The sequence below is a fragment of the Roseivirga misakiensis genome (genome assembly GCF_001747105.1).
Classification (GTDB): domain Bacteria; phylum Bacteroidota; class Bacteroidia; order Cytophagales; family Cyclobacteriaceae; genus Roseivirga; species Roseivirga misakiensis.
The window spans coordinates 255,255-273,917 of sequence record NZ_MDGQ01000004.1; the positions used below are offsets into that span (position 1 = coordinate 255,255).

The 18,663-nt window shown below is 40.1% G+C and carries 15 protein-coding genes; 10 read left to right on the plus strand and 5 right to left on the minus strand.

Translation table 11 applies throughout. The features are described 5' to 3' along the window. The first annotated feature begins 6 nt into the window (after positions 1 to 6). From BFP71_RS07135 to BFP71_RS07155, 5 genes are read left to right on the plus strand one after another with little or no spacing between them, the layout of a single operon-like run. Positions 7 to 1,023 carry an amidohydrolase family protein gene (locus tag BFP71_RS07135; RefSeq protein WP_069834799.1) on the plus strand — a complete coding sequence of 339 codons (1,017 nt, stop codon included), beginning with the start codon at positions 7 to 9 and terminating at the stop codon, positions 1,021 to 1,023. Further along, entirely contained in the window at positions 1,023 to 1,517 is a 495-nt protein-coding gene (locus BFP71_RS07140) for a methylated-DNA--[protein]-cysteine S-methyltransferase (RefSeq protein ID WP_069834800.1), read from the plus strand. Before BFP71_RS07135 ends, BFP71_RS07140 begins: the two co-directional genes overlap by 1 nt. After that, a complete protein-coding gene (kynU, locus tag BFP71_RS07145; protein WP_069834801.1) occupies positions 1,517 to 2,794 on the plus strand; it encodes a kynureninase in 1,278 nt (425 codons plus the stop codon). Before BFP71_RS07140 ends, kynU begins: the two co-directional genes overlap by 1 nt. Before the next feature lie 2 nt (positions 2,795 to 2,796). Continuing rightward, positions 2,797 to 4,119 (plus strand): FAD-dependent oxidoreductase, encoded by a 1,323-nt coding sequence (locus tag BFP71_RS07150; protein WP_069834802.1) that lies wholly within the window; start codon positions 2,797 to 2,799, stop codon positions 4,117 to 4,119. Between the two features lie 13 nt (positions 4,120 to 4,132). Next, entirely contained in the window at positions 4,133 to 4,723 is a 591-nt protein-coding gene (locus BFP71_RS07155; protein WP_141719707.1) for a hypothetical protein, read from the plus strand. Here the strand turns inward: BFP71_RS07155 and BFP71_RS07160 are convergent. After that, positions 4,720 to 5,595 (minus strand): helix-turn-helix domain-containing protein, encoded by an 876-nt coding sequence (locus BFP71_RS07160; RefSeq protein WP_069834804.1) that lies wholly within the window; start codon positions 5,593 to 5,595, stop codon positions 4,720 to 4,722. The genes BFP71_RS07155 and BFP71_RS07160 overlap by 4 nt on opposite strands. Positions 5,596 to 5,757: 162 nt before the next feature. On the opposite strand from BFP71_RS07160, the gene BFP71_RS07165 reads away from it, so the two are divergent. From BFP71_RS07165 to crtD, 5 genes are all read left to right on the plus strand, one after another. Beyond that, on the plus strand, positions 5,758 to 6,672 hold the full coding sequence (locus BFP71_RS07165; RefSeq protein ID WP_069834805.1) for a dihydrodipicolinate synthase family protein: 915 nt from the start codon (positions 5,758 to 5,760) through the stop codon (positions 6,670 to 6,672). A gap of 2 nt (positions 6,673 to 6,674) precedes the next feature. Then, positions 6,675 to 8,261: an aldehyde dehydrogenase (NADP(+)) gene (locus tag BFP71_RS07170; protein WP_069834806.1), complete on the plus strand. Its 1,587-nt coding sequence runs from the start codon at positions 6,675 to 6,677 to the stop codon at positions 8,259 to 8,261. A gap of 21 nt (positions 8,262 to 8,282) precedes the next feature. After that, a complete protein-coding gene (locus BFP71_RS07175; RefSeq protein ID WP_069834807.1) occupies positions 8,283 to 9,281 on the plus strand; it encodes a 4-hydroxyproline epimerase in 999 nt (332 codons plus the stop codon). A gap of 4 nt (positions 9,282 to 9,285) precedes the next feature. Beyond that, complete coding sequence (locus tag BFP71_RS07180; RefSeq protein WP_069834808.1) at positions 9,286 to 10,536, plus strand: NAD(P)/FAD-dependent oxidoreductase; 1,251 nt, start codon at positions 9,286 to 9,288, stop codon at positions 10,534 to 10,536. 229 nt (positions 10,537 to 10,765) lie between these two features. Continuing rightward, a complete protein-coding gene (gene crtD / locus BFP71_RS07185) occupies positions 10,766 to 12,229 on the plus strand; it encodes a 1-hydroxycarotenoid 3,4-desaturase CrtD (protein ID WP_069834809.1) in 1,464 nt (487 codons plus the stop codon). A 1-nt stretch (position 12,230) separates the two neighbouring features. Here the strand turns inward: crtD and BFP71_RS07190 are convergent, their stop codons facing one another. The 4 genes from BFP71_RS07190 to BFP71_RS07205 all read right to left on the minus strand — a co-directional run bounded on the left by BFP71_RS07190 (position 12,231) and on the right by BFP71_RS07205 (position 18,344). After that, on the minus strand, positions 12,231 to 13,643 hold the full coding sequence (locus BFP71_RS07190; protein ID WP_176723332.1) for an MltF family protein: 1,413 nt from the start codon (positions 13,641 to 13,643) through the stop codon (positions 12,231 to 12,233). 128 nt (positions 13,644 to 13,771) lie between these two features. After that, the gene (locus tag BFP71_RS07195; RefSeq protein ID WP_141719708.1) at positions 13,772 to 14,110 is read right to left on the minus strand and encodes a hypothetical protein; all 339 of its coding nucleotides are present in this window, start codon (positions 14,108 to 14,110) and stop codon (positions 13,772 to 13,774) included. Between the two features lie 105 nt (positions 14,111 to 14,215). Then, positions 14,216 to 14,998 (minus strand): alpha/beta fold hydrolase, encoded by a 783-nt coding sequence (locus tag BFP71_RS07200; RefSeq protein ID WP_069834812.1) that lies wholly within the window; start codon positions 14,996 to 14,998, stop codon positions 14,216 to 14,218. A 121-nt stretch (positions 14,999 to 15,119) separates the two neighbouring features. Further along, positions 15,120 to 18,344, minus strand: coding sequence for a TonB-dependent receptor (locus tag BFP71_RS07205; RefSeq protein ID WP_069834900.1), 3,225 nt, complete (start codon positions 18,342 to 18,344; stop codon positions 15,120 to 15,122). Between the last annotated feature and the right edge of the window lie 319 nt (positions 18,345 to 18,663).

Here is an 18,663-nt window from a genome sequence, read left to right on the forward strand (position 1 = left end):
TAGCAAATGACTAAATTAAAGATCGACATGCATACCCATATCATACCTGAGCATCTGCCCAAATGGACAGATAAATTCGGATATGGTGACTTTATTCATCTGCACCATCACAAAGAGGGCGCTGCTATGATGATGAAAGGGTCAAAATTCTTCAGAGAGATCCAGGCTAATTGTTGGCACCCTGAGTTAAGAATAGAAGAGTATGCCACCCATGGTACGCAGGTTCAAGTTGTGAGCACTATTCCGGTGATGTTTTCTTATGATGCAAAACCTAAAGATGCACTTGAAGTTTCTCAATTTTTGAATGATCACATTGCCGATCTCTGTCAAAAATTCCCAAAGCACTATATCGGTTTGGCGACCATCCCAATGCAGGATGAGGAGCTTGCTATTCAAGAACTTGAACGATGCAAAAACGAATTGCATCTACCTGGAATTCAAATTGGTTCAAACATTAATGACAAAAACCTGAGTAGCCCCCGCTTTTTCCCAATCTTCGAAGCATGTGAAAGGTTAGGAATGGCTGTGATGATACACCCATGGAATATGATGGGCTTCCATAGTATGGAAAAATATTGGCTCCCGTGGTTAGTAGGTATGCCAGCCGAAACCTCTCGCGCCGCCTGCTCATTAATTTTCGGTGGTGTGCTAGAAAGACTTCCAAAACTACGCGTAAACTTTTCACACGCAGGAGGATCATTTCTACCGACACTGGGTCGCGTTGAACATGGATTTAATTGTCGACCGGACCTAGTGGCAATCGATAATCCAATAAACCCACGAGAATATGTCGGTAAGTTTTGGATCGATTGTATCACCCACGATCCACATTTACTGAAGTATGTTTTGGAAATGCAGGGATCGAAAAGAATAACTTTAGGCTCTGATTACCCATTTCCACTTGGCGACCTAGAAATCGGAGCATACATTGAAGAAATGGGGCTTTCAAATGAAATAGTTGAAGATATTTTTTGCAATGCTACGTTGGAATGGCTAGATCTGCCGATCAGTAAATTTGAATAATGAAGAACACTGCAATCACCTATATGGACTCCCCGTTGGGCAGAATAAAAATTATTGGCGATGCTGATGCCATTAAAATGGTCAGTTTCATCGATAGAGAAGAACGAGAATCGGAAGGGGTAATTCCTTTGACGGTGAGAAATTGCAAAAAGCAATTGAAGGAATATTTCGAAGGAAAGCGAAAAGAATTCAACGTCCCACTAGACCCAGACGGCACAGCGTTTCAAAAAGAAGTATGGCAAAGCCTTTTGTCAATTCCTTTCGGCAAAACATCAACCTATGCCAAGCAATCCAAGATACTCGGAGATATAAAGAAAATTCGCGCTGTTGGATCAGCCAACGGAAAAAACCCGATAGCAGTGATCATACCTTGTCATCGTGTTATTGGTACTGACGGTAGCCTTACTGGCTATGCAGGAGGATTGGATAAAAAAGAATGGCTATTACGGCATGAAAAAAGTATGCCTGGCCAAAATCAAACCAGCATGTTTTAATGAATTTTGAGAACAGTCTTTCATTTGCTCAAGAACTCGATTTACGAGACCCCCTAAAGTCTTACCGCGACCTATTTCATATCCCGAAGGTGAACGGTAGACCTGCCCTATACTTCACCGGAAACTCACTGGGGCTTCAGCCTAAAACGGCTCGCTCATTTATAGAGCAAGAAATGAAAGATTGGGAGATGTATGCCGTAGAGGGGCATTTCAAGGATAGCAAAAGACCTTGGATGTACTATCACAAATTCCTGAAGGATTCACTGGCGAAATTAGTTGGCGCTAAACCAATCGAAGTCGTTTCAATGAATCAATTGACGGTAAATCTTCACTTGTTGATGGTTTCTTTTTATCGGCCTACAGAGAGACGATTTAAGATCATTGCTGAAGCGGGTGCGTTTCCTTCAGATCAATATATGTTCGAGACACAGATAAAACACCATGGTCTAAACCCCGATGACACCTTAATCGAACTGAAACCTCGGCAAGGAGAACATAATTTAAGAACCGAAGATATTTTAAAAACGATAGCCGAAACTGGGGATGAATTAGCACTGGTACTATTAAGTGGCGTTCAATACTATACTGGGCAGCTTTTTGATATTAAATCAATCACTAAAAAAGGCCAAGAAGTCGGGGCAAAAGTAGGCTGGGATTTGGCTCATGCCATGGGTAATGTACCTCTTTCGTTACATGATTGGGGTGTCGATTTTGCCACTTGGTGTAGCTATAAGTATTTAAATAGCGGGCCAGGAAATGTATCAGGAGTATTTGTGCACGAAAGGTATGCGCACGATTCAAATTTACCTCGTTTTGCAGGCTGGTGGGGCCAGGAAGAATCTACTCGCTTTCAAATGACCAAAGGCTTTAAACCAATGACTGGAGCGGATGGCTGGCAACTAAGTAATGTCAACGTACTGTCCAGTGCGGCTCATTTGGCCTCTTTAGAAATTTTTGATAAGGTTGGCGTAAACGCTTTACGAGAAAAGAGTCTTTTACTGACTGGCTACATGGAGTTCTTGATTAATGAATTGAGTGGTGAGGAGAATATCTTCGAAATCATTACTCCAAAAGACCCTGAAAGTCGAGGTTGTCAGTTATCGATTTTCTGTCATAAAAATGGTAAGATGCTCTTCGATGCCTTGTCATCCGAAGGTGTAATCTCCGATTGGCGCGAACCGAACGTTATTAGGGTGGCGCCTGTCCCATTATATAACACCTTCGAAGACGTTTATCACTTTGCGAGAATCCTCAAAGAACATATCCAAAAAATGTAAGCATGGATAAAGCACAACAAAAAATCAGCATTCTAGGAGCAGGCCTTGTGGGATCACTCCTTTCTATATCACTTGCTAAAAAAGGGTATGATGTAACGATTTTTGAAAGGCGACCTGATATGAGAAAAGCAGGTGCTATTGGCGGACGATCCATCAACTTAGCCTTGAGTAATAGAGGGTTAAAAGCACTTGAAAATGTAGGGCTAAAAGACAAAATTCAAGAAAGCTGTATCCCCATGCCTGGTCGAATGATACACGATTTAAAGGGCAATTTGGACTTTCAGCCGTATGGCAAAGAAGGTGAGTTTATCAATTCAGTCTCTCGAGGCGGCTTAAACTGGCTTTTAATGAATGAAGCTGAGGCCGTTGGAGTTCAAATCATGTTCGACCATCGGTGTATAGATGTAGATTTTGATACGGCCACCGCAGTTTTCGATAATGGAAAGTCTATAGAAGCGGATTTTCTTTTCGGTGGAGATGGTGCATTTTCCGCATTGAGAAATGCCATGCAGAAAACAGATCGCTTCAATTTTTCGCAAGAATATATCTCTGCTGGATATAAGGAGTTGACCATGCCTCCTGCACCAGACGGTGACTTTGCGATTGATCCAAATGCCCTACATATTTGGCCTAGAGGTGAATACATGTTGATCGCTTTACCAAATCTTGATAAAAGCTTTACGTGTACCCTATTCTTCCCATTTGAGGGAGAAACAAGCTTTGCGTCGATCAAAACTGAGGCTGATGTAGAGGCATTTTTTAATGACAAGTTCAAAGACGCGGTTCCGCTAATTCCCAATCTGAAAACAGAATATTTCGAAAACCCCACATCCAGTTTGATCACTGTTCGGTGCAGTCCTTGGGTTAAAGGTAAAACCGCTTTAATTGGCGACGCAGCGCATGCTATAGTACCATTCTATGGCCAAGGAATGAACTCAGGTTTTGAAGACTGTTATGTTTTCGATCAGCTTTTAGAAAAGTATGGCGAAATAAGCGATGCCTTATTAAATGAATATCAGGAACTCCGAATACCTGACGGAAATGCCATTGCAGATTTGGCTTTATACAACTTCATAGAAATGCGAGATAAAGTCGCGGACGAAAAGTTTGTACTCCAAAAGAAAATCGAGAAAAAACTTAATGAGTTATATCCAGACAAATGGATACCACTTTATTCTATGGTGACTTTTAGTGACTTACGCTACTCAGAGGCAATTGCAAGAGGAAAAAAGCAACAAGAAGTAATGAATGAAGTGCTTTCAAGACCAGATATAGAAAAGCATTGGGATAGTATGAACTTTAAAGCTATCATTGATCAAGTATAACTTTTCTTCTTGTATGGCTAGATTAATCAGTATTACAGCAGTTCTATTTTGCCTAACGTTTCAATTATCAATCGCGCAAAGCGTCTACATGAGACCTGACCAAAATGGATTTTCAATAGGTTTAGGACAAGCTAGCTCAGACTTAGTCGCGAATAAAATTTATTCTGCTTCTGCCATGTTTACAACTGGTGGTCGATTCGATTATGGCCTTTTGTACAGCACCTTTGACAACCCACCTGTCTTCGGATTTGGGGCTAGGGTCGACACCTTTACACCAAACATTAATTACTTACTCGTAAAGACTGAAACTGGTACAAATTTAGGTGCTGGAGTTGGTTATAATTTCGCCTTAAACACTGTTGATGTCAACGATTTCGTTTTGAGCGCTAGTCTGTCGCAGCGAATAGGAGACATTAGTCGGTTCAATGTGCTACCTTTTTTCGCAGTATCTACAACCAACGGAAACACCGGATCATCTTTAGGAATAAGTTTCGTACTACCAGGAAAGAACTACTTTGTAGTCTCCCCTAGTTTAGTCAGTGCCAATGACAACACAAACTTTGCCATAGAGCTGGGATATATTTTTGCCAAAGACAAGAATTAAGTTTTAGATATAGCCGATTGGTTTATATAGGCTCTTGGTGAAACACCCACCACATTTTTAAACCTTCTATTAAAATTACTAAGGTTATTAAAGCCGCAATTATAGGCAACCTGAGCGATCGGTGTTGATTTGTCCGATAACATTTTACAGGCTTCGCTGACTCTATATTCAGTAAGAAAATCAAGATAAGTTTTTCGTGTATGCTGCTTAAAATATCGGCAAAAAGCGGTTTTGGATAAGTTTGCTAAAGCCGCAACCTCCTCTAACTGAATAGGTCGAGTATACTCTTTTATTGTGAAATTAAATATGTCGTTTAATCGCTTTCCTTCAGTAGCATTCACCTCTTTGGACGGTAGGTGTCTTGAAAGGAGTTCATAGTTCCTTGCTTGCATCAATTGCTTCAACACCTGAAGCAGGGCGATAATCCGATCCATACCGTCTGCGCGAAACAACTCCCTTATTGCTGCGGTAATCGGTATTAAATCAGGCCCTGTAAACTTTACCCCTCTTTCGAGGTTACGAATAAAAATCGCTAATGTCCTGGCTTCGGGTAGCTCCAGGAAGTTTTTTCCTAAAGTATTCTCATCAAAAAAGAAAGTCAGAGCTTTTGCTGCGCGATCAGTTGGTTGCGTGTAATAAATCTTGTCATTTCTAAATACATGTGGCGCATTGGCACCAATAACAAAGACATCGCCAGGGGCAAAACTTCCTAAGTAATCACCATGTATAAGTGTTCCATGACTTCTCTCGATTAGTGTCACTTGTATTTCAGGGTGCTGATGAAGTGTATCATAGAAATGAAACTCCTCGTCAACCTGAGTATGAATTGAGCTTTGCTCCGTCTTTGGAATTTTAAATGGTAAAGCCTTCAATGGTATGATCTAATCAATTTATCAATTCAAATTTAACCATTCGTGATAATATCATATTAGTATTGGCTAATATTTGAAGATAGTATTCTGACTTATCCATATACTTTTACTAAATCTTACGGCCATTCCCAGAATTGGGAATACAGATTAACAAGAATCAATATGAAAGTAAATTGGGAAGGGGTTTACCCAGCGGTCACGACAAAGTTTACCGCCGATGATCAGTTAGATTTAGAAATGTTTGAGACTAATATTCAGGCGCAATTATCGGCTGGGGTAGATGGCATAATACTAGGAGGAACGCTCGGTGAAGCAAGTTCTCTCATGGAAGATGAAAAAGATACGCTTGTAAAAACAGCCACGGAAATTTGTAACGGGCAAGTTCCTGTCGTGATGAATATAGCTGAACAAACCACAAAAGGAGCGATTTTGGCAGCCGAAAAAGCACAGAAAAACGGTGCAAGCGGACTTATGATGCTCCCTCCCATGCGCTACAAAGCAGACGATCGAGAAACGGTTACTTACTATAAAGCAGTCGCCAATTCTACTGATTTACCGATCATGGTTTACAATAATCCAGTTGACTATAAGATCGAGGTGACGCTAGACATGTTTGAAGAGCTGATTGCCTGTGAAAATATTCGGGCTGTTAAAGAATCTACACGAGATATTTCTAACATCACCAGAATGATTAATCGCTTCGGCGATAGAATCAAAATTCTATCTGGTGTCGATACCCTAGCACTGGAAAGTATGTTTATGGGCGCTGGAGGCTGGGTAGCTGGGTTGGTTTGTGCTTTCCCAAAAGAAACGGTTGCTATATACAGGTTAAAGAAAGCAGGCTGCTACGAAGAAGCACTGGAGATCTACAGATGGTTTCTTCCGCTTTTAGAACTGGATATTAATGCGAAACTAGTCCAAAACATCAAATTGGCGGAAGTCGCCACGGGAATTGGTACAGAGCATGTAAGAGCCCCAAGATTGCCGCTATATGGCGATGAAAGGGAACGAGTTTTACGTATTATTGAAGAGGGTTTAGCGACTAGACCAGAACTACCAGATTACTTAAATCTATAATCATGATCACAGGCAAAAATTACATTGGAAGTAGAGCTACAGCCGATGGTAGCCAAATACTAAAAGCATACAACCCAACCGATGGCTCTGTATTTCAAGAAGAATTTATCGCTGCTACACCACAAGAAATAGATGATGCCGTTAACCTGGCACAAAGAGCGTTCGCTTCTTATAAAGCCGTTTCGTATGAAAAAAGAGCACAGTTTTTAGAGACTATTGCCGAGGAGATTATGGCTATTGGCGATAATCTGTTAGAACGAGCCAGTGGAGAGTCGGGCCTTCCCCTGGGTCGCTTTCAAGGAGAAAGAGGACGTACCTGCAATCAGTTGAAAATGTTTGCCAACGTACTTAGAGAAGGTTCATGGTTAGGAGCAAACATCGATACTGCTATTCCCGACCGCCAACCGATTCCTAAAGTTGATTTAAGAAAAATGCATGTTCCAATTGGTCCAGTGGCTGTTTTTGGTGCTAGTAATTTTCCATTAGCTTTTTCCACGGCAGGTGGAGATACAGCATCGGCTTTGGCAGCAGGAAACCCTGTTATAGTGAAGGGGCACGAAGCACATTTGGGTACAAATGACTTGGTAACCCAAGCAGTACTTAGCGCAGTAGAGAAATGTGATATGCCAGATGGCGTCTTTTCCATGGTCAATGGCGGTATTTCGGTTGGTCAGCAAATAGTAAAACATCCAAAAGTTAAGGCAGTTGGGTTTACTGGCTCAGTCAAGGGTGGTCGAGCCATATTTGACATGGCCAATCAAAGGCCAGAACCAATTCCAGTGTATGCAGAAATGGGCAGTACTAACCCTTGTTTCCTCATGCCAGACAAACTATCTGGCGACCCTGTAGGCCTCGGCAATACCTTTGCCAACTCAGTAGCGCTGGGTGTTGGTCAGTTCTGTACTAGCCCAGGTCTGTTAATCGGGATCCAGTCAAGCGCCCTGGATGAATTCACGGATACATTAAGTAAAAGCCTGGCAGAAAAAGAGGCGGTTACGATGCTGAATGAAAAAATAGCCACCAGTTACTACACCCATAGAGGTGCAGTTATAGAGCAGACTGGCGTTGAAGAAATAGGTGATAGCACTAATCCAGGTTCCAATAAAGGTAAACCGCTGACTGCCAAAGTGAATGCCAAGACTTTTTTAAAAAACCCAATCTTACATGAAGAGATTTTTGGCCCCTTCACAATCGTAGTTATTTGCGAAGACACCAATGAAATGTTGGCTGTGGCAAATGCACTTCACGGGCAATTAACTGGTACAATGGTGGCCACAGACAGTGATATTGAAAAGTATGCTGATATAGTAGAAGCCCTAAGCACAAAAGTTGGAAGACTGTTGTTTAATGGAGTGCCAACTGGGGTAGAAGTTTGCCATTCTATGCAGCACGGCGGACCTTACCCTGCCTCCACAGATCAAAGAACCACTTCAGTAGGAACTGCAGCTATTTCAAGATTTGTGCGTCCGATTGCTTATCAAAACTGGCCAGATCACTTACTTCCAGAAGCACTTAAAAACAGCAACCCACTACAAATTTGGCGAACCATAAATGGTGAATTGACTAAAGACGAAATCCGTAATTCATAAATACATTAAACCATAAAAACTTTGAATAAACGATTCTTTTGTATTGACGGACATACTTGCGGAAACCCTGTGAGACTTGTTGCTGGTGGAGGCCCATTACTTTCAGGCGCCAACATGAGTGAGAAAAGACAGCACTTTATACGTGAATATGACTGGATTCGAAAAGGACTCATGTTTGAACCTCGAGGACACGATATGATGTCTGGATCGATACTTTACCCTCCAAGTGACTCGAATAACGATATCGGAGTGCTTTATATCGAAACAAGTGGCTGTTTGCCCATGTGTGGACATGGAACTATCGGTACGGTTACTTTTATGCTGGAAGAAGGTTTGGTTGTACCAAAAGTAAAAGGAAAACTAAGGCTCGAAACGCCTGCTGGCTTAGTAAAAATAGATTATGAGCAGGAGGGTGAAAAAGTGACATCCGTCAAACTCACCAATATCCCCTCCTATTTAGCCGCAAGAAATATAACTGTGGAGTGTCCTGATTTCGGCACGTTACAAGTCGATGTGGCCTACGGTGGTAACTTTTACGCCATTATTGATCCACAGGATGGTTATAATGACATGGCGGATTACAGCGCACTTGAATTAATTGGTTGGAGTAGAGCCATTAGAGATTATATGAACAATAATTTCAGCTTTGTTCACCCCAATGACGAGACTATCAAAGGTATGAGCCATTTAATGTGGACAGGAAAACCGACTAAAAAAGACTCTACCGCAAGGAATGCGGTCTTTTATGGTGAAAAGGCTATTGACAGATCACCGTGTGGAACAGGAACTTCAGCACGCATGGCGCAATGGGCTGCTCAAGGGAAACTCGAAAAAGGAGATGAGTTTGTTCATGAAAGCATCATCGGGAGTCAATTTATTGGCAAAGTGGAAGATACTTCTATGGTTGGTGATTTTGATGCCATTGTGCCGAGCATCAAAGGCTGGGCTCGAATTACCGGGCATAATAACATAATCATCGACGATGAAGATCCGTATGCCCATGGGTTTTCCGTAATATAAAAGGATGAGTAAAAAAGTTGTTATTGTTGGGGCTGGAATTGTTGGTTTAAGTACTGCTTATTACTTGAACAAGGAGGGAGTTGATGTTACCGTTATAGATGGTACGGACGGAAATGACAACTGTTCCTATGGCAATGCTGGCTATGTTTCTCCAAGCCATATTATTCCATTAGCATCGCCTGGAATCATTAACCAAGGCTTGAAATGGATGTTGGATAGCAAAAGTCCTTTCTACATCCAACCTAAATTTAGTCGAGACTTATTAACCTGGGGCTGGTTATTCAAAAAAGCTTCAACCAACAAAAGAGTAAAGGCTGCCATTCCTGTTTTAAATACCCTGACGACCAAAAGTCAGTCACTCTATGAGCAAATCATCGAAGAGGAGGGTATAGAAGCAGGCTATCAAAAGCCAGGGCTATTGATGGTTTGCCAAACGAAAGAGGCTTTAAAACACGAAATTGACTTAGTAGAGATAGCAAACCAATATGGTTTGGAAGCCAGTGTGGTCAACAAAGCAGAAACTGAAAAGCTTGACCCTAATGTCCAATATGATATGGCTGGCGCGGTCTATTTTGGCTGCGACGGATGGATGACTCCCCAAGTATTCATGGATAAATTCAAAGCGCTACTCGTAAAGCGCGGTGTAAAGTTAGACTTCAATACAGACCTACAAGCCGTTAATTCAAAAGGAGGAAAAGTAACTGAGTTTATCACAGATAAGAAAAATTATCAGGCCGATCAATTTGTCATTGCGGCTGGCTCTTGGTCACCCACAATCCTAAAATGGTTAAATCTAAGGCTCCCATTGCAACCTGGGAAAGGCTATAGTTTCACCATCGAAAACCCACCGGTATCGCCTAAACTTCCATCAATTCTAGTGGAGGCACGCGTAGCAACAACACCAATGCTGAATGGATTTCGCGTGGCAGGCACGATGGAAATCACAGGATTAAATCACGATATTAATGAACGCAGAGTTCAAGGTATCATCAAGTCTTTGAAGAGCGCAATTCCTGAATATCAAACATACAATTTTGAGGAAATTAAGCCATGGGCTGGACTTAGACCCTGCACACCTGATGGGTTACCCTATATAGGTCAGGTCAAGTCAATAGAAAACTTATATCTGGGAACAGGGCATGCGATGCTAGGCTGGACACTCGGACCAATAACTGGTAAACTACTGACTCAGAACATTTTAAGTCAATCAGCCGAGATTAAATCCAATTTGCTCAACGTCGATAGATATTTCTAACAAATACTCTAATCTTAGTCAAGATTCTTTATATTTTTGACAGCTAATTTGCTCTAGAAACTGAAGGATCAAACACAATTCGTGACCAATTACATTTATTTGTATCCAAATAACAGTTTTTTATACCTAAAAACTCAAAACCATTTGTAAAAGTGATTGAGTTGAGCGAATTTCCAAATTGTTAAGAAGGCTTAACATACTGACTGACTGAATAAACATACTGACAAAAATGAGCAAATCAGCGATTGTGATTGGCTCTGGAGTTGGAGGTCTAGCCGCAGCAATTCGGCTGGCCAAAAAAGGGTACGTTGTATCTGTATTTGAAGCTAATGATTACCCTGGTGGTAAACTAACGGAAGTTAGATTAGGAAAATATAGATTCGATGCTGGCCCTTCGTTATTAACATTACCAGAGCACATAACAGACCTATTCGATCTTCACCAGATTGAAGTAGCTGATTATTTCCAATACAATAAGCTCGAAACCACTTGTGAATATTTTTATCCAGACGGTACAAGATTCACAGCTTGGTCCGATCGAGCAAAAATCATCAAAGAATTCGAGGAAAAGCTCGGTGAGCCGAAAGCAAATGTCGAGGCGAGTCTTGAACAAAGCGCTTTGCTATATAATAAGTTAGCTCCAGTTTTTATGGAGAAATCCCTTCATAAATCCAGTACTTGGCTTGGGGGAAAAGCTTTTCAGGCATTTGGCAAACTTTCAAAGTTCAACTTTAATAAAAGTATGAATCAAGCCAATGAAGGGCTTTTTAAAAATGAGAAAACGGTACAACTTTTTAATCGGTATGCTACATACAATGGCTCCGACCCTTATCAAACGCCAGCTACATTCAATATCATTCCCCATTTAGAGTTTGGTTTAGGCGCTTACTTTCCTGAAAAAGGAATGCACAATATCACTGAAAGTTTGTACCAACTCGCAAAGAAAGTCGGAGTACAATTCCACTTTAATAGGCCGGTGAAAAACATTGTTGTATTTGAAGGTCAGGCCAAAGGAGTAAATACAGAAATGGGCTTCCATAAATCGGATGTTGTTGTCTCCAACATGGACATGGTAGCAACCTATAAGAAACTACTTAAGGACCAGTTCCAACCTAAAAAATTACTTTCCCAACCAAAGTCTAGCTCAGCCCTAATTTTTTACTGGGGTATTAAAAAGGATTTCAAACAACTAGACTTGCACAATATATTCTTCTCAGGAAACTACAAGAAAGAGTTCGAGCATATCTTTAAGCTGGGTGATATTTATGACGATCCAACAGTCTATATCAACATATCAAGCACTCAGAATCCTTCTGATGCTCCAGAAGGTTGTCAGAATTGGTTCACCATGATCAATGTTCCAAATAATCAAGGGCAGAATTGGGATGAACTGATTGCAAAAGCGCGTAAAAACATCATTAAGAAACTATCTGAAATGCTTCATGAGGATATAGAAGCGCTCATTGAAGTTGAAGATATCCTTGACCCTCGAACGATTGAATCCAGAACTAGTTCTGTTGGAGGAGCACTTTATGGCAACAGTTCTAATAACAAATACGCTGCTTTTTTAAGGCACCCCAACTTTTCTAAGAAGATCAAACATTTATACTTCTGTGGCGGCAGTGTTCACCCAGGTGGAGGTATTCCTTTAAGCATTCTTTCTGCGAAAATCGCTATTGATAACCTCAAATAGACTATTTAGAATCGATGACAAAAGTCGAATCATTTGGTATTTCGGGAGATCTGTAGAACTGCAAGTATTGATCGTATCGGTGTAAAATTTCCCTTACATACTTGACTGGTTCTTCACCACGGCAATAGCCGTAAGTAACTACAGGGTCTTTATAGTATTGTGGTTTCGATTTGAGTACCAAATATTCGGCAACATTGTCATCCCATTTAAAAGGGTCGGATCCAAATTTTTTGGCCAACTTCATTGCGTCTCTTACATGCCCCTGCCCTACATTATATGAACCTAAAACAAATTTTATGCGCTCCTCCTTATCGCTGATATCATCTTCCCAATAGTCCATTAACCATCTTAAATGCTCCACGCCCGCTTTCACATTTTCTTCGGGGTCAAAAACATCGTCAACCTCATATTCCTCCACAACATTGGTAGTCAACTGCATTAACCCTTGTGCACCTACCCATGATTCGGATTTAGGGTCAAATTTAGACTCCTGAAAAATAATAGAGGTCAATAAGAGCCAATCCATTTCCAACATTTCAGATGCCTCCTTAATCAAGTCATCATATGGCGATATTTTCTCCTTGGACCACGAAGAGTAAGCACTTTTTACTCGAATATTTTGTGATTTCCTGCTCTTGAAATACCGATTATAGATGACATAAAAGTCTGGTGACTTTTTCATATCAACCAACCAATCGTCAACGACACTTTTTAAGTCTGTAGCATTCTTTCTAACGGCCCAAGCTATCTTTTGGGGAAAGCTAATAGGCGTTTCTACATCAATGCTCGGGTAATAAGACTCATTGATCAAGGCGACATCCTCATCGGCAACCGTATAGTCTATTTTACCATCCAACACATCTCGAATTAGCATTTCAGTATCAACTGCACCTTTCACCTCCACAACATTTATGTTTTCCCCAATCTCATCAGACAGATTATTTAGCCGATCTGTAAAAGACGAGCCTTTCCTTACATAAACTGTTTTACCACCTAAATCAATAGGGTTCCTTATCAAAGTCTCCTCGATTTCATGGAGCTTTAATTGACGCCAGTTTTCTGGCTTTCTTTGTACTAAAACTTGGGAAACATTGTTATGCGGTTCGGTAAAAGCAAAGCGCTCGCTCCGCTCTTTCGTAACTGCCAAATGGTAGGCCATAATATCGGCATTCCCACTATTAAGCATGTTAAAAGCACCTTGGATGTCAGCCGTAATCTGAACGTCTAATTCAACTTTCAGATAGTCTGCAAGTCTGCTAAGAAGCTCATATTCATAACCAATCGGTTTACCACGATAAATGAAATAACCTGTCGTACTGTTATCCACCACTGCAATGAGGCTTCCTCTTTCACGAATCTTATCTAGATCAAAATCTACAGCAGGAATATCAGGCCCGACCTCTGCTCGAACCATATCAGAGGATTTCTCTCTTCGACAATTTAGAGCAGTGAAACAGATGAAAAATGTGACGATACATAATCGACAAATACGTCGAATTCGAGTAGCAGTCATGTCAGAATATAGTCAACATGACTAGAATTTCAAAGGATGTAAACCGCGAAGACCACTATATATGCTGGTAGAGCAATGACGCCTAGAATTCCTATGGCTATATAAAACAACTTATATCTCTTCAAACGTGATGGCTCAATTTTAAGCAGATCATCTTTTAAAAGAGAAACATTATATGCGATTGGTTTCTTAAAATAGACTTTTGACAAGTTGAACGTTATCAATACTGAAATAAATAGAAGGAAATGAGCCAGACTTGAATTTTCTACATCTCGACCATAATAAATTACCTTTAAAACTATCGAGTAAAAGACCACGTTCACGAAGAAACTAAAATAGATAACTAGCCTTTCTACCACGGCCTTCATGATATCATCATGATTTAATGATGATTCCCACGAAAAGACCAATTTTACGATTGTCTTTGATATCATCACTAAATCAAATACCCTGAAATCAAGCTAAAATTAAAGTTAGGCGTTATTAGCAATGAAATTAATGGCTCTTTCATTAAAGAATTCTGGCTGCTCAACATTGCAGACATGACCACAGTTTGGAACCACCTGAAGCGTAGATGTGGTATGCGTTTTTACCAGTTTCATTACTTGTGGGAGAAACATATAATCTTCGTCCCCCATGAGGTATAGCGTAGGCAACTTCGTGTCATTCTCATTGAAATAACGAAGTAAGGGGTTAATCTTGTAGGTCAACCCGAACCAACGAACAAACTCGTTTTGACAAAGTTTTTTTGCCTGATTGGCAAATAGAACCCGTGATTCTTGGTTCCGCTTTCTTGGCATAATAATCCAGGCAAAGAATTTATATAACCACATATATGGAATGAACTTCTTTGTAGCATTGCCCAGAGCAACCAACATTTTCGACCGAACGTTTAGTCTTGTCACAGCCCCACCCATCACCAAAGATTTCACACGGTTAGGCGCTATATCACATATGGTTCGCATTAGAATTGTCCCGAGAGATATTCCTACGAAATGTGATTTCTCTATTTCAAGGTGATCTAAAACTTCAACCACATCTTGCGAAATATTTTCAAAGTTGTATTCATTCGAAAAATATCTTTCAAACACTTCTTGAGACTTTCCGTGCCCCCTTAAGTCAATCAAAAGGACATTAAAATGATCCTTAAAATCTTTTACTTGCTTATACCAGATGGACGAACTACCACCTGCTCCATGAATGAATGTGACCCATTCTTTGGAGGATTCGTGTTCGTATGTTTTGTAATAAAGCATAGTGGTAACTGCAAATGTAACAAGTTTCGTAAAATAAGGTTTGAAAAACTCTTTTGCTATAAAATCAAAGCCCCCTCATGATTTGTATCATGAGGGGGCTTATTATGAAATTCAGTAGTGATTAGTTACCACCGAAGGTATATCTGATACCAATTTGACCTTGCCATCTAGAGCTAATCAAACCAGAGTCATCGATGTTTCCATCAGAAGGATCGTTTCCGTCAACACCGTCAAAAGTGAATGTTGGAGTAGTTCCGTCAGCTTGGAAACCTTCGAAGTTTAACAACTGGAAGTTTTGAGGTACAAAGTATCTTCTACCCCAATCTCTATTTAACAAGTTACCGAAGTTGTAGATGTCTGCAGTAAGTTGAAGCGTGTGCTTCTTACCACCTGCGTTGATCTCAAACTCTTGTAATAATCTTAAATCAAAGATGTTAGTAAATGGCTCTCTGTTTCTGTTTCTTTCAGCGTACTGGCCTCTTCTTGTGCTTAAGTAAGGATCATTTACGATGAATGAGTTCAGTGCAGCCCATTGCTCACCTGCAGTTCCAGCACTAGCATCATCAACTAAGTTGATATCACTAGCATTTAATGGAACATAAATCAATGTTCTTTCTCTAGAATCTTCACTAGTTAAGTTTCCATTATCATTATAGATGTAAGAGAATGGAGAACCAGAACGACCTTCATATACAAGTCCGATTTGTGTAGCAAAACCTTTTGCATATTCAAACCTGTAAGAAGCTTGCGCAATTACTCTATGTCCTTGAGAGAAATCAGATCTTCTTAACTGCTGATCAAAGTTTCTTCCACCAATAGAGTGTAAACCTCTCCATTGAGAAGAGTTCTGAGAAGATGTACCATCAAATACAGAGAATGCATCTCCATAAGAGTAAGAAATACTTCCTTGGAAACCGTTAGTCATTGGCATAGTCAATGTACCAGAGAAGTTGTAAGCATAACCTCTACCAGTATTACCAGTTACTGAGATTCTACCATAGTTATTTGATTGTACTACTTCATCTCTTCTATTGTATATAGGTCTGTTATCACCAGTTCCTGTTAAGTTACCTACAGACTGTCCAACGTTTACGTTTTGAACGCTAATCGCATAAATAGTCTTAGTCCAAAGTGCGTCTAAAGAGAAGATCCATCCATTAGAAAGTCTCTTATCAGCTGCTAAGTTGAATTTAGCTACTTGAGGAACTCTGAAATCTTCAATGAACAAATCGATGTTACCAGACTGTACAGTTGGATCAATTACACCAGGTTGGTTGTTAACGTCAGGTCTGAAGATAGCGTCGAAGTCGTTCTCATCAACAAAACCTAAGTTTTGGCCATTGTTGTTGTATGCACCGCCTGGCCATACTAGAGGAACTCTTGAAGTAAATACACCTGCACCACCTCTTAATTGAAGTGATCTGTCACCATTTACATCCCAGTTAAAACCAAATCTCGGAGAGAAAGTAGCTCTTGAGTTAATAAAATTACCAACAGCTGCACCTTGTAAATCGTAACCTTCTGCTTCTATTTCAGGAATTGCTAGTGTATTGAAAGTACTGTTTGTAGGTGTTTCATCGAAATAAGGAAGATCCATTCTTAAACCTAAAGTCAATTTCAAGTCATCATTCACTTGGAATTCATCTTGAACATAAGCACCAATCATACCTGAATTAAAGATAGCTGCTGCTGCAGAACCGTCACCAGTAATATTATCTACGTTAGAGAAGTTTCTAGCGTAATCAGTAGCAGGCTGGTCTGTTAAGAAATCGTTTAAAGTGTTATAAGAGTACTGTCCAAAGTTCTGAGCAATAAACAAGTTCTCAACTGAGTAGAATTCAGCGTTAAGCCCTACTACAAAAGTATGACGACCTTTATAAATTTCTAAGTTGTTGTTGATAGTGAAGCCACTAGTTTCTAACAAGTTAGCAGAAGAGAAAGGCTCAGCACCAAATCTGATAGAACCTTGTCCATCTGAAATATTCACTGTAGGGAAGTCTTGTCCTGTTGCGTCTCTATCGTCAGATACACCTATGTAACCAACAGTCAATTTGTTAGACATATTAGATCCGAATGAACTTGAAAGTTCTAATGAAAGTGAATTTGTCTTAGATAAGAAAGACTCAGATCTATTGTAGAAGTTTAGTGTTCTATTACTAGATCTTACACCTTCGATATTATCTGCCTCAACATAAGAGTAACGAGCAGATAATTTGTGATTCTGGTTAATGTTATAGTCAATCTTAGCAGTGAATTTATCTGAATCTAATACTACTGGGTTACCGCTTAAAGTACCTGGGGTGTAACCATAACCGTTCAATTTGCTAACCAACTGATCAATCTGAGCTTGCGTTGCATCTCCATCATAATCTGCGAAATCAAATGGCTGAGGAGTTTCGTCTCTCTGCTGCTCAACATTTACAAAGTAGAATAATTTGTCTTTGATGATCGGTCCACCAACTCTTACACCGTAAGTTTCAGCGCTAAAGTCATCAAGTCTTTCTCTTGTTCCTTCACCATCTCTTGGAGTTCTACCCGCTAAACCTTCATTTCTGAAAAAGTAGTATGCAGAACCTTCAATTTCGTTAGAACCTGATCTTGTCACAGCGTTAATTGCACCACCTGCGAAACCAGATACTCTTACGTCGAAAGGAGCTACCTGAATTTGGAACTGCTCAATCGCATCAATAGAGATCGGAGATACACCAGTTTGACCACCGTTTGTACCTGAACCAGCAAGACCAAAAATATCATTGTTAATCGCACCGTCAATATAGATTGAGTTTAAACGGTTGTTTTGTCCACCAATTGAAATTGAGAAACCGTCGTTACCTTCGTCTAGCGTTGCTTGTGGTGTAAATCTCGCAAAGTCACCGATAGCTCGAGCAACAGTTGGAGTAGAATTGATTTGCTCAATACCAACAACCGTTTCAGAACCAGTTCTGTTACCATCGAAAACGCCGCCTCTTTCAGCTACTACTTCAACGCCTTCCAAAGTCACAGACGACTCAGTTAATTTAGCGTTGATTTTGAAAGCCTGACCTAAAGTCAAGAATACGTTTTCTTGCTTAAACTCCTTATAACCAATAAAAGTCACAGTCACTGTGTAAGGACCACCAACTCTCATGTTTGGAATTCTGTAATACCCATCACTGCTTGTGATGTTACCATAGCGAGTTCCGCTTGGCGTGTGCACGGCCACAACAGTTGCACCCGGTAAAGTTTCACCGTTTACATCTGTTACTCTTCCGTTAATAGAAGAGGTAGTTGTACCTTGACCATATGCTACGTTAATTACTAATAGCATTAATCCAGTCAAGAGTAACTGAAGTAATTGTCTTTTCATAAAAGATGATTTAAAGTAGATTAGATGTTTATTCATAGTCGTGGATTAACACGCATTTTACACCACAAATGTAATTCTTATCAAGGTTGAGGGTATTTTCCAAATGTTATGATTAAGATACATTTGGCGTTTACCTTTAACCTTTTCTTAACATACCATTAGAGCATTTTTCAAAAATGGTTTTTTGCAGAATTATCTCTGTGATTTTCATTTTATCGCAGTTTGTAACTATATAAAAATCAGACATATGCCTCAGATAATTTTATACAAAACACTATCTAAAACTATCTGTCAAACTGTATACAAATGTAAACTTAAC

Excerpts from the sequence above, each read along its gene's own strand:
- BFP71_RS07135 (WP_069834799.1), top strand. The coding sequence starts at position 7 with ATGACTAAATTAAAGATCGACATGCATACCCATATCATACCTGAGCAT.
- BFP71_RS07140 (WP_069834800.1), top strand. The coding sequence starts at position 1,023 with ATGAAGAACACTGCAATCACCTATATGGACTCCCCGTTGGGCAGAATA.
- kynU (WP_069834801.1), top strand. The coding sequence starts at position 1,517 with ATGAATTTTGAGAACAGTCTTTCATTTGCTCAAGAACTCGATTTACGA.
- BFP71_RS07150 (WP_069834802.1), top strand. The coding sequence starts at position 2,797 with ATGGATAAAGCACAACAAAAAATCAGCATTCTAGGAGCAGGCCTTGTG.
- BFP71_RS07155 (WP_141719707.1), top strand. The coding sequence starts at position 4,133 with ATGGCTAGATTAATCAGTATTACAGCAGTTCTATTTTGCCTAACGTTT.
- BFP71_RS07165 (WP_069834805.1), top strand. The coding sequence starts at position 5,758 with ATGAAAGTAAATTGGGAAGGGGTTTACCCAGCGGTCACGACAAAGTTT.
- BFP71_RS07170 (WP_069834806.1), top strand. The coding sequence starts at position 6,675 with ATGATCACAGGCAAAAATTACATTGGAAGTAGAGCTACAGCCGATGGT.
- BFP71_RS07180 (WP_069834808.1), top strand. The coding sequence starts at position 9,286 with ATGAGTAAAAAAGTTGTTATTGTTGGGGCTGGAATTGTTGGTTTAAGT.
- crtD (WP_069834809.1), top strand. The coding sequence starts at position 10,766 with ATGAGCAAATCAGCGATTGTGATTGGCTCTGGAGTTGGAGGTCTAGCC.
- BFP71_RS07190 (WP_176723332.1), bottom strand. The coding sequence starts at position 13,643 with ATGGTTCGAGCAGAGGTCGGGCCTGATATTCCTGCTGTAGATTTTGAT.
- BFP71_RS07195 (WP_141719708.1), bottom strand. The coding sequence starts at position 14,110 with ATGAAGGCCGTGGTAGAAAGGCTAGTTATCTATTTTAGTTTCTTCGTG.
- BFP71_RS07200 (WP_069834812.1), bottom strand. The coding sequence starts at position 14,998 with ATGCTTTATTACAAAACATACGAACACGAATCCTCCAAAGAATGGGTC.
- BFP71_RS07205 (WP_069834900.1), bottom strand. The coding sequence starts at position 18,344 with ATGAAAAGACAATTACTTCAGTTACTCTTGACTGGATTAATGCTATTA.